We start from the raw sequence: 22,968 nt of genomic DNA, 5'->3' as shown, positions 1-22,968 counted from the left end.
CGTTAATCCTTATTTTTAGAGGCCTTTTTGAGATACATTTGATAGATTGGTTTTAATGATTTCGGGTTTAAATCGATATCGTTTTCATACGCGTATTTCACGGCATGTCCAAGGGCAATTGTCATCCCACCAGCCACGCTTGCCCCGCTACCATACCTGCACCAGGAACTACTTTTACGATTTGCCTAAAGATTGTCTTTCCGATATTTCCTACAATCGTAGCAATGATCAGTTCCTTAGCTTTGTCTTTCGTTATCGGTTTCCCGTAGAGTGTCGACAGCTTTAACATCAGACTTACTTGCAAAGCAGTGAGGGGAACAAAATCCGAGCCAGGTATCGGTACTGCACCGATTGCAGCTGCAGAAGCCCCTGCCCCCAATATCCACCGATTCGCAATCGCCGATTTATCGGCCATATTAGCGGCCATTAAAATGTCTTTTTTTTTTCGTCTCGAGTAAATCAAGCACTTCTTTTTGAAGCAAGCTGATATTTTCTCCGGTTCGCGAGGATATCGGAGTGATAGGATAGTTATAATCCGTGTGCTCCTCGACATATTTCACCAAACTTGGTATATCGTCCGCTGCATCTATTTTGTTCAACACAAGAATTATATCTTTATTCACTTTAGCGATTTTCTTTAGTGATTTTAGTTCCGTTTCTGATAAAACAGTTCCCGCTGCATTTAGGAAGAATAAAATTAGATCGGCCTGTTTGTAAAACTTCAATGTTTCGGCGGAATGCTCCGTATATATATCATCCAATCCTGGTGTATCGACGAAAATGATTTTGTCCTTAAAAATGAATTTCCTAATTTCGATTGTTTCACCGGGTTTCGCACCTACCTGAGCGACTTCAGATCCCATTAGTCGATTGATGGTTGATGATTTACCCGCATTGACGTCACCAATCATAGCAATCAGAATTTCACTTTCCAATTGTTCGTTGATTTCGGATGATTTCTCGTCAAATATCTGGTCAAACTCTTCATTCGACATCCATTGCTTTTCCACTCGGATCACCTTCCCATTTAATGTCTGTCTATAGTACGGATAGTATGTGGTTAAGTTTTCAGTACATTAATCATACCCCTATAAGGCATTGATAAAAAGTGAAGGCGGGATAGGTTCTATGCATTTAATAATTCATCAAACCATAAAGCACATTGGTAAGTATCCTTCCAATCGGGATCTTTATCCTCAATACTCCAACACGCATATAAAGTCCAACCCAACAGCCGCTTTCAATAACCTTTCACGATCCAAACTTAATTGATCCAAGAGTGCATCGACTCGTAGTTTTAACAGCTTTTTTGGGTTAGGCTTGGAGAATAGATGATTGATCATGAAAGAAATTAGGTCAAAGTGTGAATCGCCCCCAACCCCTTTTGGGTCAATTGCCAGCCAGCCTCGCTCATTGGAATACAAGATATTTTCATGATGCAAATCACCATGCAATAATTGAATGTCCGTTGAAGTTTGCATGATTTCTTCTATATATGTTTCAGCCACTTTAACGTGTTCAGTGGGAATCGGACCATCATTAGCTAGATACAAGCCTATGTATTTTCCGAATGCAGATGCCCAGTTCGTGATCGTTGGAAATTCCCCGGTATTTGGCAGTGGCCTGCGGATTGATCGCCATACCTCGCAGAACGTTTGGATAACGACATGTTCATCTTCAATTTCAGAAAGCATTTTTCCAGGCTGCAACTTTTCGAGTAACATAGCACCGGCATCCAGATTCGCTTGAATCACCTTTGCACAACCCCTACCATCGTAAAGTTGCACAGTCCGTAATTCATTTTGGAAATCAAAACCTGGCAAACCCATCTTCAGTATGTATTGGTTATTATTCTTGTCGCTGACATTGATGACATAATTATAGGATAGATTGGCCACTGGATTTTCGAGTGTCAGTTCCCACTTCTCCGCTATTTCTTTTGTTTTTGCTTCCAATGAGTGTAGCCAAGTTTCACCCGAGACACCAAAGCAATTTATTATTTTTTCCTGAAATGAATGAGGAATGTCCATTTTACATCTCCTTATATTAACTTCGCCATGTAATATTCATCGATGTATTCACCATTAACGAGCAAGGAATTCTTTTTCACTCCTTCGATCTGGAAGCCAGCCTTTTCATACAAGGCAACGCCAGGGGCATTCGTTTTCATCACTGTTAATTCAAGACGATGGAGATTTTGTTTGCGGGCCCAATTGTCAAGCTCCGCAAAAAGTGCTTTGCCAATCCCTTGCCCTCTAAACTCCCTTGAAATTCCAATCACTAAATAGGCCGAGTGCTTATTTCTTTTTGACCCACCTGCAATTACCATTAAATATCCAGTCAATGCTCCCTCATTTTCAGAAATGAGAATGGTGGACGCATCCTCCCCAAATGATTCGATTCTTTTTCGAAATTGCTCCGCAGATAAATTTCGCTCACCCGCTTCAAATAACATAAAATCGGATGTACTTTCTACATGACTGATCAATTTTACTAATTGCTCTGCATCGGGTGGTTTAACCTGCCTGACTTTCATTTGATTTCCTTCTTTCTTTAATAATTATACGGGGGCATAAATTCATTCCCCTATCTTCCCGATATCTTCCCAATAATATGCAATCTCTTTAAATTGTTCTCCACCGATTTCAATCATGGTCTCAGCAAGTGGTTTCCCGCCGAGTGCTTCATAGAATTTCTTAGACGGATTAAGTTCAAGCACCCATACTAACATGGAAGAAAGTCCTTGTTTGTTTAGTTTATTTGCAATCTCCATCGTCAGCGTTTTTCCTATCCCTCCCCCTTGCGCTTCCTCTATTAGATAGATTGCATATAACTCGCCATCTACACCATAATTACCTGTTCGCTCTTTTCCACCGGTTGCGAAACCAACTATTTCTCCTCTTTCACTCTCAGCTACAAATATTGTGTTATGACCTATGCCGCGACGCCAATTTTCAGCGCGCTGCTCGTATGATAATTGTTGAAGATAAGAATCTGGCACTATCCCTTTGTATGTACTCCGCCAACTATCGACATGTACGCGTGCAATCGCTTCGACATCTTCTAATATTGCTTCTCTCATTTGCATTCCCTTTTCCCCCTGCCCCATTTCTATTAGTTTACCGCAAATTACAGAATAATAGAATTGTACAAATTTAATTGAAGAGAATTGACCATGATCTAAAACTTATCGGTCATATTCACAATTTTATCGGTCAGTTTAGTGGAGTTATCGGTCACTTTTACAATTTTATCGGTCAATCTGGCGAAGTTATCGGTCACTTTCACATTTATATCGTCTTTTCGTTACCTTTGACCTACAAAAAACCCTCACAAAAAAGCCGCCACTTGGACAACTCATCCAATGCGACGGCCAAATTCTCTTCAAGCATATCTTCGATGAACCTTTTTCCCATCATACGAGAACACGATTTGTTTAGAATCTGTATACGTCTCCAAGTGGACGATACGGCCCCATAATTGATGTATATAAGGAAGGACATTCTCCAAATAGGGGACATCTAATTCCGTTCCTTCAAACTTATGCACCAGATAAAGCTCACCATTTCGAACGTAGTCCCCATCGTGGACGACGATAAAAGGAAATCCACCATTTACTCGTTGCGCGATTAACCGCTCTTGCACATTTCGATATTCTTTATCTGATATTTTATAATAACTTCCTTTTTTCTCGAAAACATACATGTCTTCTTGTTGCACGATTTCCTTGGTCAAGTAGTTTCTTATGAATGAAATATCGGAATCCATTTCCCTAACTTCAAACATTTTTTCCCTACCCGAATTCGGAGTCACCCCAAACTCCATCATTTCTTTGGTAGGATTATCGTATCGGCGTTCAATATCCTCGAAAATCTTCAGTCCCAAATAATATGGATTAATGGATGTTCTTGACGGTTGAATAACGTTCGCATTCAATTTAGCAAATTCAATTGTTTCGTCTGACGTCAAGTCCATTTCCCTAAGGATCCGTTGATGCCAGAATGTTGCCCAACCTTCATTCATGATTTTCGTTTCCATTTGTGGCCAGAAGTAAAGCATCTCTTCACGAACCATCGTCAAAATATCTCGCTGCCACTCTGAGAGTTCCCGACTATGCTCCAATATGAAAAGCAGTATATCCTTTTCCGGTTGAGCAGGAACTCTTTTTCTTGTTGTTTCCAAAGTGGGCGATGATAGTTTACGATTATCAATTTCCCAAAGATCGTCGTATGCAGTTTTACGAAGGATGGGTTTCGTTTCTTCTTCCTCTACTTCTTCATTGCCATATCTCCATCTTACGAGTGATGGATCGATATGTTCCTGAATCGCAAGCACCGCATCCAAAAATTGTTCAACTTCGTCTTTTCCATAAGTCATTTCATAATTTGCTATACGTTCCGCTGTTGCAGTCATACTTTCTACCATATCCCGTCGCGTATTCGCAAACCTTGCATTGTTTTTAAAGAAATCGCAATGGGCTAAAACATGGGCGATGATCAGCTTATTTTGTAACAGTGTATTGCTTTCGAGCAAAAATGCATAACAAGGATTTGAATTGATCACTAATTCATAAATCTGACTCAGCCCTAAATCATATTGCAACTTCATTTTGTGGAACTGTTTTCCAAAACTCCAATGAGAGAACCGTGTAGGCATTCCGTAAGCACCAAATGTATAAATAATATCTGCTGGACAGACTTCATACCGCATCGGATAGAAATCCAGTCCGAAACCTTTGGCTATCTCCGTAATTTCTTCAACCGCATATTGCAGTGCCCTGCGGTCCGTCATTCGGATCCCTCCTGATGCTTGTGGAAAAACTTCTTTAATGCATGGTAAACATCTTTGTTATCTTTCAGTACATAATGACGGAATTTCGGATCTTCTATTTTATTGTACGTATTCATCAGTGTTGAATATCGGCTATGGGCATTCACTTCCCCATAACCGAACATATTTGAGACTTCCATCAATTCATTCACCAACGATAAACATTTCCCGTTATCCGATGACATATTTTCCCCATCTGAGAAATGGAAAGGGTAAATATTAAAACGTGTCGGATTATATTTCTTTGAAATAAGATCGAGCGCTTTTTCATAAGCGGTCGAGCAAATTGTCCCTCCACTTTCACCTTTGGAAAAGAAATCAGTTTCCGACACCACTTTAGCAATCGTGTGGTGGGCTATGAATTCAATTTCTACCTTTTCATATTTTGTGCGTAAAAACTTCATCATCCAAAAATAGAAGCTTCTTGCCATATACTTTTCAAAGGTGCCCATTGAGGCACTTGTGTCCATCATCATCAGAACGACTGCACTGGATTGGGGCTTTGTGACCTCATCCCAAGTTTTAAACCGCAAATCATCGTTATAGATTGGCATGATTCCGGTTTTACCATCCATTGCATTCCGTTTGAATGCAGCAATAATTGTTCTCTTTTTATCAATATTTCCGATAAGACCTTTTTTCCTTATATCATTGAAAGCGATTGTATCGTCGGTAATATCCACCTGTTCTCGTTGTTCAAGATTCGGCAATTCCAATTCTTTAAATAAGGCCGCTTCTATTTCAGCAATGGATACTTCGGCCTCATAATAGTCCTTGCCTGGCTGATCGCCTGCCTGTTTTCCTTTACCGTTGCCTTGTTTTCCGTCACTCGCAACAACGTCACCCACCTGGCTCTTCCCATCGCCTTGCCCGACATGCTTAGACTTATCGTGATTGTACCGGATTTTATATTCATCTAACGACCGTATTGGTATTTTGATAATCTCTTTGCCGTCCGACATAACAATGCTTTCTTCGGTGATCAATTCAGGTAAATTGCTATGAATCGCTTTTTTCACTTTATCCATATGACGTTTCTGATCCTGGTAGCCTTTTCGGTGAAGCGTCCAGTCTTCCTGAGAGACGACAAAAGACTCGTTTTGATTGTCATGCAATACTATTCACCTACCCCAGTCCATTCATTTTTTTAGTATATGCAACGACTGGCGGGTTATTGAAATCTATTAACGGTTTAGGAGGCTTCCGACATAACGTAATAATTCATTTGCAGAAACTGAATTATAGCCATATTCATCAATAAGTCTGGCAACGACTTCGTTGATTTTTTTCAAATGTGTTTCGTCTGGTGTAGTGGATGAGGTCGTAATTTTGACAACATCCTTCAGGTCCGCAAAGAGTTTCTTTTGAATGGCCTCACGTAACCGCTCATGCGATTTGTATTCGAACCGTTTGCCCTTCCTTGCATATGCTGAGATCCGGATAAGAATTTCTTCTCGGAAAGCCCGTTTAGCATTCTCAGAAATTCCAATTTGTTCTTCAATAGACCGCATTAGCTTTTCATCCGGACTCATTTCCTCGCCAGTGAGTGGATCCTTCAATTTATGTTTATTACAAAAAGCCTCCACGTTATCGAGGTAATTATCCATCATTGTCTTAGCGGATTCTTCATACGAATAGACGAATGCTTTCTGAACTTCCTTTTTAGCAATCTCATCAAATTCCTTACGCGCGATAGAGATATAATTCAAATACTCTTCTCTGTCTTCCTTTGAGATGGATGCATGCTGATCTAATCCTTCTTTTAATGCACGCAACACATCCAGGGCATTGATGGCATCCACTTCTTTTCGAATGATGGCCGACGATATCCGGTTAATAACATATCTTGGGTCAATTCCGTCCATTCCTTCATTCGGGTATTCCTTTTTCAATTCTTCCAAATCTGCAGAGTTAAAGCCTTCCACATTTTCTCCGTCATATAGTCGCATCTTCTTTACAATATCGATGCCCTGTTTTTTCGAAACCTTTAATCTCGTCAATACAGAGAAGATAGCTGCAACTCTAAGGGCATGTGGAGCTATATGAACATGGGACATGTCACTTTCCCGAATCATCTTTTCATAAATCTTTTCCTCTTGGCTTACTTTCAAGTTGTAAGGGATCGGCATGACGATAATTCTGGAATGGAGCGCTTCATTCTTTTTATTGGAAATGAAAGACCTATATTCCGTTTCATTCGTATGTGCAACGATTAATTCATCCGCGCTTATAAGAGCAAACCGACCTGCTTTGAAATTCCCTTCCTGGGTCAATGAAAGAAGATGCCATAAAAACTTCTCATCCAATTTCAGCATCTCTTGAAACTCCATCATTCCTCGGTTCGCCTTATTCAGCTCACCATCAAATCGATATGCACGCGGATCTGATTCGGATCCGTATTCGGCAATCGTGGAGAAATCGATACTGCCTGTTAAATCGGCAATGTCCTGAGATTTTGGATCGGATGGAGTGAATGTGCCAATTCCCACCCGTTTATCCTCCGAAAAGAAAATCCTTTCTATTAATACATTTTCAATCCGCCCATCGTATTCCTTTTCAAGGCGCATCGTGTTCAATGGAGAAAGACTGCCTTCAATTCGAATGCCGAATTCCTCAAAAAAGTCATCCCTTAAATAATCAGGAATTAAATGTAGCGGGTCTTCATGCATCGGACAGCCTTTAATGGCATATACAGCCCCATCATCTGTTTTTGAATACTGTTCCAAACCGCGTTTTAACAGCGTGACAATGGTCGATTTTCCTCCACTGACCGGCCCCATTAGCAAAAGGATTCTCTTTCTGACATCAAGTCGTTTTGCCGCAGGATGAAAATATTCATTTACCAACCGTTCGATTGTATCTTCAAGCCCATAAATTTCATCATCAAAAAAGTGGAATTTAGATTGACCGTTTTTCTTTGTTTCCCCATGGCTCTTAATCATTTCATACACACGAGAATGAGCAGTTTGCGCAACTTCCCTACGGCCTTTTAAAACGTTCAAATACTCTTCAAAGGTGCCTTCCCACTTCAACCTGTTTTCCTCTTCACGGAAGTGTTCGACTTTCCGCAATATATCCATTCATTTCCCTCCATTCAGGGCGTGGTTTCAACCATTATATGCAGGAGAACTCAGTAAAATGAGACTGACAAAATAAGCGGCTAAATGAATAAGTTCATTTAGCCGCCTTTATTAGGATTCTGGATAATTTTTTCTGAGAAACGTGACAGATTGGACAATTAGGTCCCTCAAGACTTCGATATCGATATCATCTACTTTGTTTATATACACACAAGATTTTCCTGATGTATGTTTCCCAAATTGCTTCAACAATTCATCCCGTTCAGTATCACCTGTAGCAAAATAGAGGCTTGTTTTCGCCTTGCGTGGTGAAAACCCCACTAATGGTGCATCCCCTTCATGCCCAGTTTTATATACATAATGGTAAGATCCAAAACCGATTATTGTAGGTCCCCACATTTTCGCATCAAAACCTGTCGTTTCGGTGAAGATATCCAAGAGCCTATAAGCATCTTCACGCTTTTTAGGACTTTCTACAGCTTCGATGAATTCAATGACACTAGTGTCCGTTTCCTTTGTCTTTTGTTCGTACATTTTTTATCCCGCCTCCTATAAATCTGAATGATTCAATTACTTGCTATTATACAGAACATATAATAGTGTTAAAAGCACCAAAACTCCTTCATTTACCTAATAGTAGAGAGGTTAGACGACTGGAGTGCAAAGTGCAAATAAATTATCTTGACTAGCTAACTTTTTACTTTATAATTAGAATGATTTTACCGATATTGTCGAAAAAAGGAGTGATATTCAGGTTGGAAAATAAGCTGAAATTGTACGGCTTTAACAACCTCACAAAAACACTTAGCTTCAACATCTATGATGTGAGCTATGCAAAAAGTGAGCGGGAGCAAAAAGATTATATTGCCTATATCGATGAGCAGTACAATTCTGAGCGTTTGACAAATATTCTGTATGAGGTTACCAAGATTATCGGTGCACAAATATTGAATGTCAGCAAACAGGATTATGATCCACAAGGCGCAAGTGTGACAATCCTTATTACAGAGGAGTCACTTCCAGTTGCCGTAATAGATGAATCTTGTAATCTTGGCGAAATCGATATTTTAAAAACCCGGGATTCCGTTGTAGGTCATTTAGATAAAAGCCATGTCACTGTCCATACGTATCCTGAGTATCACCCGGATAATTCAATTGCTACTTTTCGTGTCGATATCGAAGTATCAACTTGTGGGGAAATTTCCCCGTTGAACGCTTTGGATTACCTAATCGGTAGCTTCGATTCCGATATTATTACGACTGATTACCGTGTAAGAGGGTTTACTCGTGATGATAAAGGGAAGAAGTTGTTTATGGACCATAAGATGACGTCCATACAAGACTACATCGACAGTGAAACGTTACAAAAGTATGATGCCATAGATGTGAACGTATATCAATCCAACATTTTCCATACAAAACTGCTGATTAAAGATATCAATTTGCAAAATTACCTTTTCAATACGGATGTCTATGAAATACCACCGAAGGAAAGGCTGAACATTACAAACAATTTGCGCAAAGAGATGATTGAAATATTCAGCGGTTCCAATATATATGAAGAGTGAGAGGACGAAAAATGAACATTCTTTCACAACAGAAGGCTCCAATTATGGAGGCCTTAAACAAATACAAAAAAATGCGTGTCGTTCCTTTTGACGTTCCTGGCCATAAACGTGGCAGAGGCAATGCGGAACTGACCGCTTTTTTAGGCGAGAATTGCATGACAGTCGACGTTAACTCGATGAAACCGTTGGATAATCTAATTCACCCGGTTTCTGTCATTCGTGAAGCCGAAGAGCTTGCGGCTGAAGCATTCGGTGCAAAGCACGCCTTTTTCATGGTGAATGGGACGACTTCTGCCGTACAAGCGATGGTTATGACTGCATGTAAGGCGGGGGAAAAGATTATCATGCCCGTAATGTGCATCGCAGCGCTATTAATGCCCTTATCCTAAGCGGGGCAGTTCCTGTTTATGTCAATCCAGGTGTCAATAAAGAGCTTGGAATTCCTCTCGGGATGGCCGTTAAGGATGTCGAAAGAGCAATCCTTGAAAATCCTGACGCTAAAGCAATTCTTATAAATAACCCGACTTATTACGGGATTTGTTCGAATATGCAAGCAATCACGGATCTTGCACATCGTCACGGAATGCTTGTCCTTGTCGACGAGGCGCATGGAACTCATTTCTATTTTAGTGACGAACTCCCTGCCTCTGCAATGTCTGTCGGTGCCGATATGGCCTCCGTAAGCATGCATAAATCGGGTGGTTCACTGACCCAAAGCTCTTTGCTATTGATTAATAATGAAGTGAGCGAAGGGTACACAAGACAAATCATCAATTTGACACAAACGACTAGCGGCTCGTATTTACTTCTTTCTTCATTAGATATCTCACGAAAAAACCTTGCATTGAATGGTAAGGACATTTTCCGGAAGGTTGGAGAAATGGCACAGTACACACGGGATGAAATCAATAAAATCGGTGGGTACTACGCTTTTTCTGAGGAATTACGAAATGGCGATACGATTTACGATTTCGATACAACAAAGCTTTCCGTCCATTCACTTGAAATTGGATTAGCTGGGGTTGAAGTTTATGACATTCTTCGAGACGAGTACGACATCCAAATCGAATTTGGGGATATCGGCAACTTTTTAGCATACATATCAGTCGGAGACCGTCGTTTAGATCTTGAGAGGCTCGTATCAGCCCTCGCGGAGATCAAAAGGCGCTACAGCAAGGATAAGGGCGGATTATTCGATCATGAATATATCAATCCGCAAGTCGTCTACACACCCCAAAAAGCGTTTTATGCGCCAAAGGAGACGCTGCCTATTAATGAAAGTGCTGGTCGAATCGCGAGCGAGTTCGTCATGGCCTACCCTCCCGGAATACCGATTTTAGCGCCAGGTGAAATGATCACCCCTGATATTTTAAAATACATTCAATACTGCAAAGACAAAGGGAGCTTCATGACAGGTACGGAAGATAGCAAAATCGAACATATCAATGTTTTGAAGGAGACTGAGCAATGAATTTATGGTTTACCGAAAATCATTCGCCAAATGTCCTATTTTCCATAAAAGTCTTGGAACATCTATATACTGGGAAAAGCGAGTTCCAAAAAATTGATGTGCTTCAGACAGCGGAATTCGGACGTGTTTTAACGCTCGACGGATTAGTCATGGTCACTGAAAAAGACGAGTTCATCTACCACGATATGATCACACATGTAGCGATGGCGACCAATCCAGGCATAAAGAAAGTGCTTGTCATTGGTGCTGGTGATGGCGGCACAGTAAGGGAATTGACAAAATACGAAACAATTGAGCATATCGATATGGTTGAAATCGATGAGATGGTTGTCGATGTATGCAAGGAATTCATTCCGCAAACTGCTTCTAAATTAGACGATCCGCGTGTCCATCTTCACTTTGAAGATGGGTTGAAATTTGTCCGTTCCCATGAAAACGAATACGATTTGATCATCGTCGACTCGACGGATCCATTCGGGCCAGGCGAAGGACTGTTCACAAGAGAATTTTACGGTAACTGTTACAAGGCGTTAAACGAAGATGGCATACTTGTCAATCAACACGAGAGCCCTTTTTACGAAGAGGATGCGCTTGGCATGCAACGGGCACATAAGCGGATCACCGGATTCTTCCCGGTCTGTAAAGTGTATCAAGTGCATATTCCGACGTATCCATCCGGTCATTGGCTATTCGGTTTTGCCTCTAAAAAGTATGACCCTATCAATGACTTGAACGCAGATGCTTGGAACCAGCTTGGACTGAAAACGAAGTATTACAATACAGACATCCACGTCGGTTCGTTTGCTTTGCCGAATTACGTAAAGGAGCAATTAAAAGATGTTGAATAAAAACATTGAAACTTTCATCGGGTGCGATAATGAATACGATGAATCCCGCATTGTCATTTTTGGTGCCCCATTTGATTCGACCACTTCCTTTCGACCAGGCACTCGCTTTGCGAGTAAGGTGATGCGTGGAGAATCATTCGGAATCGAAACATATAGCCCCTATCAAGACAAGGACCTCGAGGATATCAACGTGTACGATGGCGGGGATCTTGAACTGAGTTTCGGGAATCCTGAAAAGGCATTAGGCAGGATTGAAGAATACACTCAAAAAGTCGTCGAGGACGGCAAAGTCCCTTGTATGATTGGTGGCGAGCATCTCGTGACACTTGGCGCAATTCGAGCTGTCGCAAAGCAATATCCCGATTTGCACGTCATCCAATTTGACGCGCATGCAGACTTGAGGGATGAATACCTTGGCGAACAATTATCGCATGCAAGCGTCATTCATCGTGTATGGGACATTTTAGGCGACAATAGGATTTTCCAATTCGGAATCCGCTCAGGCGATCGAAGTGAATTTGAATGGGGCAAAGATCATGTCTTCACGAATAAATTTAACTTTAACGGTCTTGAAGAAGTTGTTGAAAGTTTAAAAGGGAAACCAGTTTACCTAACGATTGACTTGGATGTTTTGGATCCTTCCGTCTTCCCTGGTACAGGTACTCCTGAAGCTGGCGGTGTAAGCTTCATGGAGTTATTGCAAGGTGTTTTGACAGTGAGCGGACTTAACATTGTAGGTTGCGATGTGAACGAACTGTCCCTATTTACGATCAAAGCGGAGTTTCTACCGCGGTTGCTTGTAAAGTTCTTCGAGAACTTTTACTGGCAGTTCATACAGAAAAATAATTATGGGTGGTGTTTTGATTGGGTAAAGCGTTAATCATTGGAGCAGGTGGAGTTGCAAGTGTAGTAGTTCACAAATGTGTTCAAGTCCCAGATGTGTTTGAAGAAATTTGCATCGCAAGCCGTACGAAATCGAAATGTGATGCGTTGAAGGAAAAACTTGACGGAAGAGGAACAAAGATTCAAACTGCACAAGTTGATGCAGATAATGTTGATGAACTGATTGAACTCATCAATGATTTCAAACCTGAAATCGTCATTAACGTTGCACTTCCATACCAAGACTTAACAATTATGGATGCATGCCTTGCTACAGGTGTTCACTATTTGGATACTGCGAACTATGAACCTCTTGATACGGCAAAATTCGAATATAAATGGCAGTGGGCATATCGCGAAAAGTTCGAACAAGCTGGCCTAACTGCAATCCTTGGATGCGGTTTCGACCCAGGTGTAACAGGAGTCTTCTCCGCTTATGCACAAAAGCATTACTTTGATGAAATCCATACGATTGATATCGTTGACGCCAATGCTGGAGACCATGGTTATCCTTTCGCAACGAACTTCAATCCAGAGATCAATATCCGTGAAATCACGGCAAACGGCCGCTATTGGGAAAACGGTGAGTTCATCGAAACTCCTCCACTTTCCGAAAAACGTGTTTATGATTTGCCTGAAATCGGTCCTAAAGATGTTTACCTTCTATATCATGAAGAATTGGAGTCACTTGCACAAAACATTAATGGCATCAAGAAAATCCGTTTCTGGATGACATTCTCAGAAAAGTATTTGACACATTTAAAAGTACTTGAAAATGTCGGGATGACTTCGATTGAGCCGATTAATTTCGAAGGCCAGGAAATGGTACCATTACAGTTCCTGAAGGCTGTACTTCCGGATCCAGCTTCCCTTGGACCACGTACAAAAGGAAAAACAAACATCGGTTGTATTTTCCAAGGTACGAAAGATGGCGAAGAGAAGACATACTATGTCTATAACATATCTGACCACCAAGAGTGCTACCGTGAAGTCGGTTCCCAAGCGATTTCCTACACAACCGGCGTTCCTGCAATGATTGGTGCAATGCTATTGATGAAAGGCGAATGGAAAAAACCTGGCGTTTATAACGTAGAAGAGTTCAATCCAGATCCATTCATGGAAGCATTGAACGAATATGGGCTGCCTTGGCAGGAAGACTTCAATCCGGAACTCATCGATTGATAGGAGGCATGCAACTAATGAAATTGAATTTCGATCCACATGCAGTCCCCTCCCCTTCATATGTAGTGGACGAAGGGCTGTTGATCAAAAACTTGGAATTGCTTAAGTCCATAATTGACCGAACAGGTTGTAAAATTTTATTGGCCCAAAAAGGGTTTTCGATGTACTCCGTCTATCCGCTTATCGGAAAGTATTTGAACGGGGTGACTTCAAGTGGTTTATTGGAGGCGAAATTAGGCTTTGAAGAGATGGGGAAAGAAGTTCACACTTACTCTCCCGCCTATTCAGAAGCAGATTTTGACGAAGTTTTGTCGTATTCCGACCATCTCGTGTTCAACACATTCGACCAATGGAGACGGTTCAAGGACAGAGTGAAAAACCATCCAAAACCGATTGAATGCGGGATTCGGATAAACCCGGAGTATTCCGAGATTGAAGTCGATATGTATAATCCTTGCTTCGCATTTTCACGATTCGGAGTGACGCTTGAGAACTTCGAACCGGAAGAACTTGAAGGCATTAGCGGCTTGCATTTCCATACGATGTGCGAACAGAATTCCGACACACTTGCAAGAACCATCAAAGTCGTGGATGAAAAATTCGGCAAGTATTTGAATTTGAAAGGCATGAAATGGATCAATTTCGGAGGCGGTCATCATATTACCCGCCGGACTATGATATTGAAACGCTCATCGAATCGATACTGTTCATGAAGGAAAAGTATGGACTGGATGTCTATTTAGAGCCAGGCGAAGCAATTGCTTTAAACACCGGATTCCTTGTAACGACTGTCTTAGATACGATGCAAAACGGTATGCCAATTGCTATTGTTGATACATCAGCTTCCTGTCATATGCCTGACGTATTGGAAATGCCGTATCGTCCTGAAATCGTAGGGTCCGGAAAGCCAAACGAGAAATCCATCACCTACCGACTCGGCGGTCCTACTTGCCTTGCTGGAGATGTCATCGGCGATTACTCATTTGAGCAGCCGTTAACAGCAGGAGATAAACTCGTATTTACTGACATGGCTCATTACACAATGGTGAAGAACAATACTTTCAACGGCATGAACTTGCCTTCAATCGTACTGAATACCGTAAATGACGGACCGAAAGTGATCAAAGAATTCAGGTACGACGACTTTAAAGAACGCTTGTCATAAAAATTAAAGGGTTAGCCTACCGCATCATTTGCGTCAGGCTAACCCTTTAATATAATCGTCTATTGTTCTTTACAACCAATAGAAAAAGCCTGAAACGCTCGTCTTTGACGGTCCCTTCGTTTCAGGCTTTCATTTATCTTATGTCATTCATCTGAGAGAAGCATGTTCAAGAATTCTTCTGATACATATGTTTTATTGCCACCGATCAGTTCAGGTGCAACTGCAAATTGACGAATGCTTTTATTTAATCCGTACGACTTTGTGCCCCGGGTAATTGTAAAAGAACGATTCTCCCCATCTCTTGTAAGAATTGCTCCATTCACTTCCCCACGTGATATAACCAAATAACCAAGTTCCTCTGCAACCTTGCGCAGCGGAATCATTTTCACGCCATCCTTCATGTAATGATCTTTTTCAATGATGTTCATGACACGCATATACTTTTCTGACTCTAATGTATCTAAAGCAATGATTTTGGTTGGTGGTGTTTGTGGCGGTAAACTCATTGTCATAATTGAGTAAAATACGATTAATTCTTTACCTTTTAGATCTGCTTGTTGAATTTTTTTGCCTTGCTGATTCACTAATACTGTTTCTTCACCGATGTTCAATTTCAATTCCCCGTCTAAACTAAGGAAAGATTCATCAAACTTCCCTACTTTAACGCTGCCCATATGTTCTTCATCCATTACAAAGAATAGCTCAGGTGTTATTTGGGCTGGGTATATCAAAATCATAGGCTTGTTTTTATCGTAATAGCCTTCGACTTTCATCCCTTTTTGCAACTTATCGGCTCCGAAACTTTCAGTCTTTCCGCTATGGAAAAGAAGCGTGTCATTTGTTATCATGAAGTTCGTAATTCCGCCTTCATCACTTTCCACAGTTACCATTCGAGCATTTTCACGGTTTTCGATATTCGTAATAACCCCTGTTTCCTTCATGTAGACAGAAGCATCCTTCACGTCTCCATTCTCCATTTGGATCACGTTCTCTTTTGCTTGAACAGAATACGTGGTTGCCCATGCGGAACTCGCTAATAGCGCTGTTAACGCGATTGCTCCAATTTTTTTCATATCTCTCTCTCCTTCAATTGGTTTTCAACGAGTTAGACGGAAAACTTTGCTAATAGTTACATGTTTTTTCTTCGTTTACTAATTTTATATTTTAGTATACAAAAACGGATTCCACAGTTCGTGAAATCCGGTTTTGTAACTAATGCCTCTCAGTTTAAACTCGGAATAAGTAAGACAGATGATAAAAGATCTACTGCCTGATCGATTTCCTCTTCGGTTACCGTCAATGGTGGCAGCAACCGAATGACAGTCGGTCCAGCCTGAACGACAAGAAGACCCACTACCTCCGCTTTACTTATAAAAGAAGTAACATCCTCTTTGCAATCAATGCCAAGTAACAACCCCTTACCCCTAACATCAAACTGCTTCGGCAATGCCGACTCTAATTTTCCAATTAAATAATCCGATTTATGTTGAACTTCTTTTAAAAAGGAGCCATCAAAGATATAATCCACAACCGTCTGTGCAACAGAAATAGCGAGGGGGTTTCCACCGAAAGTCGTCCCATGAGACCCGGGTGTGAATGCATCGAACAACTCAGCAGTCCCAAGCATGGCACCAATTGGGAATCCCCCACCGAGTCCTTTTGCAAGCGTCATTATGTCCGGAACAAGCGAAGTTTGCTCATAAGCATAGCGCGTTCCAGTTCTGCCGATTCCAGTTTGCACTTCATCTACAATGCATAAAATCCCCTTTGACTTACAAATACCCGCAATTGCATCTGTGAATTCAGCAGTGACCTCATGAACTCCGCCTTCACCTTGGATCACTTCAAGCATGATCGCTGCAACATCATCGTCTATTGCAGCTTCAAGTGCTGCCGGGTCATTGAACGGAACCGTTCGGAAAGATTCAAGCATTGGACCGAACCCTTGCTTAATCTTCTCTTGGCCGGTTGCCGCCATTGCCCCAAATGTACGCCCATGGAAGGATTGCTCGAATGTGATGATGACATGTTTACCAGTATGCTTTCTTGCAAGTTTTATAGCGGCTTCATTCGCTTCCGCCCCGCTATTGCAAAAGAATGCATGAGCGAACCGTGTATTTTTCGTCAATGTTTCTGCAAGTTTTTCCTGTTCCGGACTTTCAAAAAGATTGGATACATGCCAAAGCTTTTCACTCTGATTTTTTATCGTTTCGACAATTGCCGGATGTGCGTGACCCAAGCTGACAACAGCTATACCGCTTATGAAATCGAGATACTGTTTACCCTTGTCATCTTGGACAATCGTTCCTTTCCCGCTTACAAGATGGATAGGCCGCCTTGAATAGTTTTTGAATAAAAAGGTCAATTCAATACCCCCTCGTATGCAATAATCGTTCCGGTCAAATATTGATCTACCACTTGAACAGTTGGAACACCTGCATCCAGGCAAGCAATTGCCGCGTTCACTTTAGGAATCATGCCCCATAAATATCCCCGTCTTCAATCCAATTGGCAACTTGCTCAGGGGAGACAATCTGCTGAATCTTGCTGTTAATCTTTATCCCCGGTGTGTCCGTCACAAGTAGAAGACTATCCGCCCCGATGGCAAGCGCGATAAAGCTTGCAACCGTGTCTGCATTAATATTGAGTGAATGGCCATCATTCGTTGAACCGATACAGGTAATCACCGGCACAATATTTGCAGCAAGCAACTTTTCAATCATTGTTTTATTCACCGATTGGATGTCTCCAACGAAGCCATAACGTTTCTCGTCTAATATGGAGCACTCCAATAGTTTGCCATCGAATCCGTTAAGGCCGATCGCTTCGATGCCATTCTGGTTCAATTGATGGACGAGTGACGTATTGACATCCCCAATCAACACCTGCTTCACGATTGAAATGGATTTCTCACATGTCACCCGGATGCCATTGTCGATTTTCGATTCAATGCCGTTCTCCTTCAACGCCTCATTGATGAATGGACCTCCGCCATGGACGATGATAATTTCATTTCCCTCGTTCCGCATTTCGTTGAAATTTGTGAAAAACTCATCACTTATACGTTCAAGCATGCTGCCGCCTAATTTGATGACGATTCGTTTATGTTCGGTATGATGCATTGATTTGGACGTAGTCATATGTCAAATCACACCCCCATGCGATTCCGTGTCCGCTTCCCTTATTCAATTCTACGAGGATTTTCACTTCGGGCTGTTTTAAATAAAGAAGCAGCTGCTCTTCCGAAAAGATAACTGGTTCGCCATCTTTCACAACCAACGTTTCGCCAATTTTAATGGAAATCCCTAAAGGATCTACGGATGCGCCGCTATACCCGACTGCCGCAATGATTCTTCCCCAGTTCGCATCACATCCGAATACCGCTGTTTTGACAAGTGGAGATCCAACAACCGTTTTTGCGATTTTTCGCGCTTCAAGGTCAGATAGTGCCCCATTTACTTCCGCCTCGATTAATTTCGTCGCCCCTTCACCGTCTTTTGCAATCATTTTCGCAAGATCTTGGGCCACGGCGTGTAAGGTATGAAGAAAAGCGTTCCAATCAGGATGCGCCGGGTTCAGAGAAGAATTTCCTGCCATCCCATTTGCAAGGACCAGGACCATATCATTCGTAGAAGTGTCCCCATCAACCGTAATCGAATTGAACGTTACATCCGTCACTGCTTTCAATGCTTCCTGTAAATGGACTGTTTCAATTTCTGCATCAGTCGTTATGAAGCCTAACATTGTTGCCATATTCGGTTCGATCATGCCTGAACCCTTTGCTGTACCAGCTATCATGACCTCTTTTCCATCGACTTCCATTCGATAGACAGTGTTTTTCATGACGGTGTCTGTTGTCAAAATCGCTTGCGAAAATTGAATCGAGCCTTCCAAGCTGTCAACTGGAGTCAACTTTTCAATCCCATTCAACAGGGGCTCCATATTCAATTTCTCACCGATTACGCCTGTTGAAGCGACGCCGACCAAGTCAGATGCAATGCCGAACTTTTGGGCGGTCTTTTCCTGCATCGTCAATGCATCCAACAATCCCTGTTTCCCTGTACACGCATTCGCGTTACCAGAATTGATAATTACCGCTTGCATCTTCCCTTTTTGGACGACTTCCTTCGTTACGATGAGGGGTGCGGCTTGAATTGCATTCGTAGTGAAAACCCCTGCTACACTCGCCGGAACTTCGCTCAGTAAAACTGCCAAATCATATTTTTTATGTTTTAATCCACAATGAATACCGATTGCTTTGAAACCTTTCGGTGAAGTGATATTTGTTCCCGAAACGTGTTTTGCCTGTTGAATGGCAATCGTCATATCGTTTCCTCCTCTTTATATGAATAACGGGACTTGATGCAACCCAAGCGTTTCTTTTAACCCGAATGATACGTTCATATTTTGAATCGCCTGGCCCGCTGCACCCTTCACCAAATTATCGATGACGGAAACAACAGTCGCCCGATTCGTCCGCGAATCCACTTTGACATGGATATCACAGAAGTTCGTGCCATACACTTGCTTCGTGCAAAATCTCGGTGAATCCGGCATGACACGGATGAATGGCCGACCTTCGTAATAGTCCTTTAAACAATTGATAAGCTGCTCTTCAGTAACGCCTTCCCTAATTGGTGCATAGCTTGTTGCCATAATTCCCGAGTCATCGGGACTAAATGCGTTGTAAATGTCACAGGTGTTTTTTGATTGCCAAACTGTTCGATTCCCTGTTCAATTTCAGGGATATGCTGATGTTGATTAATTTTATAGATTGATAGATTTTCATTTGTCTCACTGAAATGTGTCATCGGTCCTGGTGTGTTCCCCGCTCCCGACACTCCACTTTTCGCATCGATAATCAGCCCCGTTGCATTGATTAGCCGTTCCTTAACAAGTGGCAATAAAGAAAGAAGGACCGCTGTTGGATAACAACCTGGATTCGCGATTAACTCAGCCTTATGGATTGCTTCCGTATTCCATTCCGTCAAGCCGTATGCACTTTGCTCGACAGCTTCCTTTGGTGCGGGTGACTTCTTATACCAAAGCTCATAATCTCTGGAATTCTTCAATCTGAAGTCACCAGAAAGGTCAATCAGCTTTGGTCCTTTTCCGATGAAAGAAGGCAATAATTGACTTGTAACCCCTGCTGGCGTACTTGCAAATAGGACGTCGTAGTCGATTAATTGCGCATGATCAATTTTTAACAGAGATTGATCATACAAATTGGTTGTATGAGGATACTTCGATGAAAACACTGTCCCTCTTCAGAAGATGTGTATAAATCGATTACGTGAACTTCCGGATGCTGATGCAGTAATCGCATCAATTCAAGGCCCCCGTATCCTGTGGCGCCAATGATTCCAATCTTCATGTCCCCACTCCTTTTTACCATTAAAAGTAGTATATCCATGCATAAATATAAAGTCAACTGCATTTTTATAAATATTTTCTCTGTTTATATTCACATCCGTTGAATTGAAGTGTTGAATTGTGGGAGAGTATGTTATAATTTTGTTATTATCAGGTACTAATATTAGGTATTAGCTTTTTAAGGAGGATATAATAGTGGATTTATTAAAACTAAAAGATAAGAACATTGTCGTTATGGGTGTTGCGAATGAAAGAAGTCTTGCTTGGGGAGTAGCAAAATCCCTTTTTGAAGTCGGTGCAAATGTAATTTTCACATATCGTAAAGAACGTTCTCTTGCAAAGCTTGAAAAAGCATTGGAAAGCAATGGTCTGGAACCGAAAATGATCGTACAATGCGATGTCAATGAAGATGAAAGTATCCAACAAGCTTTCTCATCAATCGGTGAAAAACTGGTACGATCCATGGCGTCGTACACTCTATCGCATTTGCGCACGCTGAAGATTTAAAGAATGACTTTGTCGAAACGACAAGAAGTGGATATGCTTTTGCGCAGGATTCGAGTTCATACTCACTTGTCGCAACAGCGAGAGAAGCACGTCGCTTTATGACAGAAGGCGGCTCAATCATTACGATGAGTTATTTGGGAGCGGAACGCGTTCTTGACGGATATAACGTCATGGGAGTAGCAAAGGCCGCGCTTGAAGCGTCTGTCCGCTACTTAGCAAATGATCTTGGAAAAGAAGCAATTCGTGTCAATGCGATTTCTGCAGGTGCTGTACGTACATTGTCAGCAAAAGGCGTTCCTTCATTCAATAAGATCTTAGGTCAAATTGAAGAGAAGGCACCTTTGAAGCGTAATATTACGAATGAAGAAGTTGCGAAGATGTCAATCGCAATGTTAAGCGACCTATCAAGCGGAGTTACCGGAGAAGTTATTTACGTCGATGGCGGATATCATATTATGGGGTAAAAAAAGAGGAGCCTAATGGCTTCTTTTTTTTGCCTTTGGGACGGTAATCTGTCTCTTTGTACACGAAACTGCACACTTTGGTTGTCCGACTGCTTCTAACAATACCTGTTGAAAATCTCCCTAAGTTATTTTCTATTTCCGTTTGTATACATAGAGTCAGAAATCCTGCAGATAATAAACTGAAGAATGTTAAAAGGAGAGCACATGATGACAACTGCCTATAAAGGTACCAATAAATTAATCACAGGAATTGTATTTGGTGTATTGACGTTTTGGTTATTTGCTCAAGCAATGGTCAATGTTGTTCCTGCAGTACAGAATGATTTAGGTGTTTCATCCGGAACATTGAACATCGCAATTAGTTTAACAGCACTTTTTTCGGGAATTTTCATAGTAGCAGCGGGTGGCCTCGCCGATAAGTATGGGCGAAAGAAACTGACAAATATCGGGCTATTTCTAAGTATTATCGGTTCACTTTGTTTAGTATTAGCAACCGGTTCATTTTTACTTATTATTGGTCGGGTTATACAAGGTATATCTGCCGCCTGCATTATGCCTGCTACCATCGCATTGATGAAAGATTATTTTGAAGGTGCAGAACGACAACGGGCACTTAGTTACTGGTCGATTGGTTCTTGGGGTGGTTCAGGAGTTTGTTCGTTATTTGGCGGAGCAGTTGCAACCTATATGGGATGGAAGTGGATTTTCATCTTTTCCATTATCTTCGCCATTGTTGCCTTGTGGTTAATTAAAGACACACCTGAAAGTAAAGCGAAACAAACAGGGAACTCCAAATTTGATGTCAACGGTCTGATTGTATTCATCATCACCATGTTGGCATTAAATATTTTCATCACTCAAGGTGCTGGATTTGGTTGGACTAATTGGATTACGATTGTATTGTTAGCCGTTGCAGTTATTGGTGCGATCGTCTTCATTAAAGTTGAAAATGGCAAGGACAATGCATTAATCGATTTTAAATTATTTAAAAACATGCCGTATACAGGTGCAACTGTTTCAAACTTCTTATTAAATGCCGTCGCTGGAACCCTGGTCGTTGCGAACACCTATGTACAAGAAGGAAGAGGGTTTACTTCATTCCAATCAGGGATGCTTTCCATCGGTTATTTGATTGCCGTACTTGGTATGATCCGTGTTGGAGAGAAGATCCTTCAAAAAATTGGTGCGAAAAAACCAATGCTATGGGGTACTATTTTAACGCTCATCGGTGTTGGAGTGATGGGGTTAACATTTTTACCAGACGTTGCATATACAGCCGTCGTATTTATAGGATTCGCTTTGTTTGGATTAGGCTTAGGGATCTATGCAACACCTTCTACAGACACTGCCGTATCGAATGCACCGGACAAAAAATTGGTGCGGCGTCAGGAATTTATAAAATGGCAAGTTCACTTGGTTCCGCTTTTGGAGTTGCCATCTCAGCAACCGTGTATGCAATGATTTCAACAAGTAGCGGCGTGCATGTAGCAGCAACTGGAGGTATCATTGCTAACGTCATTTTCGCAGCTATCGCATTGTTATCGATTATCTTCTTAGTTCCAAATAATGCTGGCAAAAGCGAAGCTAAATAAGGGAGT

Annotated in this window: 19 protein-coding genes and 5 pseudogenes; 9 read left to right on the top strand and 15 right to left on the bottom strand. The window is 41.6% G+C overall.

Annotated elements, in window-relative coordinates; translation table 11 throughout:
• Nucleotides 1-2: 2 nt before the first annotated feature.
• From QNH10_RS20615 to QNH10_RS10465, 10 genes are all read right to left on the bottom strand, one after another.
• The gene (locus tag QNH10_RS20615; RefSeq protein ID WP_347177864.1) at nucleotides 3-137 is read right to left on the bottom strand and encodes a hypothetical protein; all 135 of its coding nucleotides are present in this window, start codon (nucleotides 135-137) and stop codon (nucleotides 3-5) included.
• Entirely contained in the window at nucleotides 122-427 is a 306-nt protein-coding gene (locus QNH10_RS20610) for a DUF697 domain-containing protein (RefSeq protein WP_347177863.1), read from the bottom strand. The genes QNH10_RS20615 and QNH10_RS20610 overlap by 16 nt, the downstream gene beginning before the upstream one ends.
• Entirely contained in the window at nucleotides 417-1,010 is a 594-nt protein-coding gene (locus QNH10_RS20605; protein WP_347177862.1) for a GTPase, read from the bottom strand. The genes QNH10_RS20610 and QNH10_RS20605 overlap by 11 nt, the downstream gene beginning before the upstream one ends.
• Before the next feature lie 186 nt (nucleotides 1,011-1,196).
• Nucleotides 1,197-2,030, bottom strand: a complete 834-nt coding sequence (locus QNH10_RS10495; protein ID WP_283731525.1) for an aminoglycoside phosphotransferase family protein — start codon at nucleotides 2,028-2,030, stop codon at nucleotides 1,197-1,199.
• A gap of 11 nt (nucleotides 2,031-2,041) precedes the next feature.
• Entirely contained in the window at nucleotides 2,042-2,536 is a 495-nt protein-coding gene (locus QNH10_RS10490; RefSeq protein ID WP_283731524.1) for a GNAT family N-acetyltransferase, read from the bottom strand.
• Between the two features lie 42 nt (nucleotides 2,537-2,578).
• Nucleotides 2,579-3,088: a GNAT family N-acetyltransferase gene (locus QNH10_RS10485; RefSeq protein WP_283731523.1), complete on the bottom strand. Its 510-nt coding sequence runs from the start codon at nucleotides 3,086-3,088 to the stop codon at nucleotides 2,579-2,581.
• 296 nt (nucleotides 3,089-3,384) lie between these two features.
• Nucleotides 3,385-4,791 (bottom strand): SpoVR family protein, encoded by a 1,407-nt coding sequence (locus QNH10_RS10480; RefSeq protein WP_283731522.1) that lies wholly within the window; start codon nucleotides 4,789-4,791, stop codon nucleotides 3,385-3,387.
• Nucleotides 4,788-5,945, bottom strand: coding sequence for a sporulation protein YhbH (gene yhbH, locus QNH10_RS10475; protein WP_283734532.1), 1,158 nt, complete (start codon nucleotides 5,943-5,945; stop codon nucleotides 4,788-4,790). Before yhbH ends, QNH10_RS10480 begins: the two co-directional genes overlap by 4 nt.
• A 69-nt stretch (nucleotides 5,946-6,014) precedes the next feature.
• A complete protein-coding gene (locus tag QNH10_RS10470) occupies nucleotides 6,015-7,910 on the bottom strand; it encodes a PrkA family serine protein kinase (RefSeq protein ID WP_283734531.1) in 1,896 nt (631 codons plus the stop codon).
• A 111-nt stretch (nucleotides 7,911-8,021) separates the two neighbouring features.
• Nucleotides 8,022-8,444 carry a DUF1801 domain-containing protein gene (locus QNH10_RS10465; protein WP_283734530.1) on the bottom strand — a complete coding sequence of 141 codons (423 nt, stop codon included), beginning with the start codon at nucleotides 8,442-8,444 and terminating at the stop codon, nucleotides 8,022-8,024.
• 221 nt (nucleotides 8,445-8,665) lie between these two features.
• On the opposite strand from QNH10_RS10465, the gene speD reads away from it, so the two are divergent.
• The 7 genes and pseudogenes from speD to nspC all read left to right on the top strand — a co-directional run bounded on the left by speD (nucleotide 8,666) and on the right by nspC (nucleotide 15,026).
• Entirely contained in the window at nucleotides 8,666-9,478 is an 813-nt protein-coding gene (speD, locus tag QNH10_RS10460) for an adenosylmethionine decarboxylase (protein ID WP_283734529.1), read from the top strand.
• Between the two features lie 11 nt (nucleotides 9,479-9,489).
• Nucleotides 9,490-10,364, top strand: a pseudogene (locus QNH10_RS21140) (aminotransferase class I/II-fold pyridoxal phosphate-dependent enzyme); the annotation flags it as partial.
• Nucleotides 10,359-10,949, top strand: a complete 591-nt coding sequence (locus QNH10_RS21135) for an Orn/Lys/Arg family decarboxylase (RefSeq protein ID WP_283734614.1) — start codon at nucleotides 10,359-10,361, stop codon at nucleotides 10,947-10,949. The pseudogene QNH10_RS21140 and the gene QNH10_RS21135, both read left to right, overlap by 6 nt.
• Nucleotides 10,946-11,797, top strand: a complete 852-nt coding sequence (speE, locus tag QNH10_RS10445) for a polyamine aminopropyltransferase (RefSeq protein ID WP_283734528.1) — start codon at nucleotides 10,946-10,948, stop codon at nucleotides 11,795-11,797. Before QNH10_RS21135 ends, speE begins: the two co-directional genes overlap by 4 nt.
• Complete coding sequence (gene speB, locus QNH10_RS10440; protein WP_347178034.1) at nucleotides 11,787-12,677, top strand: agmatinase; 891 nt, start codon at nucleotides 11,787-11,789, stop codon at nucleotides 12,675-12,677. Before speE ends, speB begins: the two co-directional genes overlap by 11 nt.
• Nucleotides 12,662-13,861, top strand: a complete 1,200-nt coding sequence (locus tag QNH10_RS10435) for a saccharopine dehydrogenase family protein (protein ID WP_283734527.1) — start codon at nucleotides 12,662-12,664, stop codon at nucleotides 13,859-13,861. Before speB ends, QNH10_RS10435 begins: the two co-directional genes overlap by 16 nt.
• A gap of 17 nt (nucleotides 13,862-13,878) precedes the next feature.
• Nucleotides 13,879-15,026, top strand: a pseudogene (nspC, locus tag QNH10_RS10430) (carboxynorspermidine decarboxylase).
• 143 nt (nucleotides 15,027-15,169) lie between these two features.
• Here nspC and QNH10_RS10425 read toward each other — a convergent pair.
• The 5 genes and pseudogenes from QNH10_RS10425 to argC all read right to left on the bottom strand — a co-directional run bounded on the left by QNH10_RS10425 (nucleotide 15,170) and on the right by argC (nucleotide 20,400).
• Nucleotides 15,170-16,099 carry a stalk domain-containing protein gene (locus QNH10_RS10425; protein WP_283734526.1) on the bottom strand — a complete coding sequence of 310 codons (930 nt, stop codon included), beginning with the start codon at nucleotides 16,097-16,099 and terminating at the stop codon, nucleotides 15,170-15,172.
• 149 nt (nucleotides 16,100-16,248) lie between these two features.
• Nucleotides 16,249-17,391: an acetylornithine transaminase gene (gene argD, locus QNH10_RS10420; protein ID WP_283734525.1), complete on the bottom strand. Its 1,143-nt coding sequence runs from the start codon at nucleotides 17,389-17,391 to the stop codon at nucleotides 16,249-16,251.
• Nucleotides 17,392-17,500: 109 nt separating this feature from the next.
• Nucleotides 17,501-18,166, bottom strand: a complete 666-nt coding sequence (argB, locus tag QNH10_RS10415; RefSeq protein ID WP_347178033.1) for an acetylglutamate kinase — start codon at nucleotides 18,164-18,166, stop codon at nucleotides 17,501-17,503.
• The gene (argJ, locus tag QNH10_RS10410; protein ID WP_283734524.1) at nucleotides 18,129-19,352 is read right to left on the bottom strand and encodes a bifunctional ornithine acetyltransferase/N-acetylglutamate synthase; all 1,224 of its coding nucleotides are present in this window, start codon (nucleotides 19,350-19,352) and stop codon (nucleotides 18,129-18,131) included. Before argJ ends, argB begins: the two co-directional genes overlap by 38 nt.
• 15 nt (nucleotides 19,353-19,367) lie before the next feature.
• A pseudogene (argC, locus tag QNH10_RS10405) lies at nucleotides 19,368-20,400 on the bottom strand (N-acetyl-gamma-glutamyl-phosphate reductase).
• A gap of 233 nt (nucleotides 20,401-20,633) precedes the next feature.
• On the opposite strand from argC, the pseudogene QNH10_RS10400 reads away from it, so the two are divergent.
• Nucleotides 20,634-21,370, top strand: a pseudogene (locus QNH10_RS10400) (enoyl-ACP reductase FabI).
• A gap of 204 nt (nucleotides 21,371-21,574) precedes the next feature.
• A pseudogene (locus QNH10_RS10395) lies at nucleotides 21,575-22,962 on the top strand (MFS transporter).
• The last annotated feature ends 6 nt before the right edge of the window (nucleotides 22,963-22,968 follow it).

Source organism: Sporosarcina thermotolerans, assembly GCF_030067815.1.
GTDB lineage: Bacteria > Bacillota > Bacilli > Bacillales_A > Planococcaceae > Sporosarcina > Sporosarcina thermotolerans.
Note: the sequence above shows the minus strand (reverse complement) of the source record. Positions and strands in the feature narration are given on the sequence as shown.

Coding starts and splice junctions, on each gene's coding strand:
- QNH10_RS10470 (WP_283734531.1), bottom strand. CDS start 7,910: ATGGATATATTGCGGAAAGTCGAACACTTCCGTGAAGAGGAAAACAGG.
- speB (WP_347178034.1), top strand. CDS start 11,787: ATGTTGAATAAAAACATTGAAACTTTCATCGGGTGCGATAATGAATAC.
- QNH10_RS21135 (WP_283734614.1), top strand. CDS start 10,359: ATGGCACAGTACACACGGGATGAAATCAATAAAATCGGTGGGTACTAC.
- speE (WP_283734528.1), top strand. CDS start 10,946: ATGAATTTATGGTTTACCGAAAATCATTCGCCAAATGTCCTATTTTCC.
- QNH10_RS10490 (WP_283731524.1), bottom strand. CDS start 2,536: ATGAAAGTCAGGCAGGTTAAACCACCCGATGCAGAGCAATTAGTAAAA.
- argJ (WP_283734524.1), bottom strand. CDS start 19,352: ATGACGATTGCCATTCAACAGGCAAAACACGTTTCGGGAACAAATATC.
- argB (WP_347178033.1), bottom strand. CDS start 18,166: ATGACTACGTCCAAATCAATGCATCATACCGAACATAAACGAATCGTC.
- QNH10_RS10465 (WP_283734530.1), bottom strand. CDS start 8,444: ATGTACGAACAAAAGACAAAGGAAACGGACACTAGTGTCATTGAATTC.
- QNH10_RS10485 (WP_283731523.1), bottom strand. CDS start 3,088: ATGCAAATGAGAGAAGCAATATTAGAAGATGTCGAAGCGATTGCACGC.
- QNH10_RS20610 (WP_347177863.1), bottom strand. CDS start 427: ATGGCCGCTAATATGGCCGATAAATCGGCGATTGCGAATCGGTGGATA.
- QNH10_RS10480 (WP_283731522.1), bottom strand. CDS start 4,791: ATGACGGACCGCAGGGCACTGCAATATGCGGTTGAAGAAATTACGGAG.
- QNH10_RS10425 (WP_283734526.1), bottom strand. CDS start 16,099: ATGAAAAAAATTGGAGCAATCGCGTTAACAGCGCTATTAGCGAGTTCC.
- QNH10_RS10495 (WP_283731525.1), bottom strand. CDS start 2,030: ATGGACATTCCTCATTCATTTCAGGAAAAAATAATAAATTGCTTTGGT.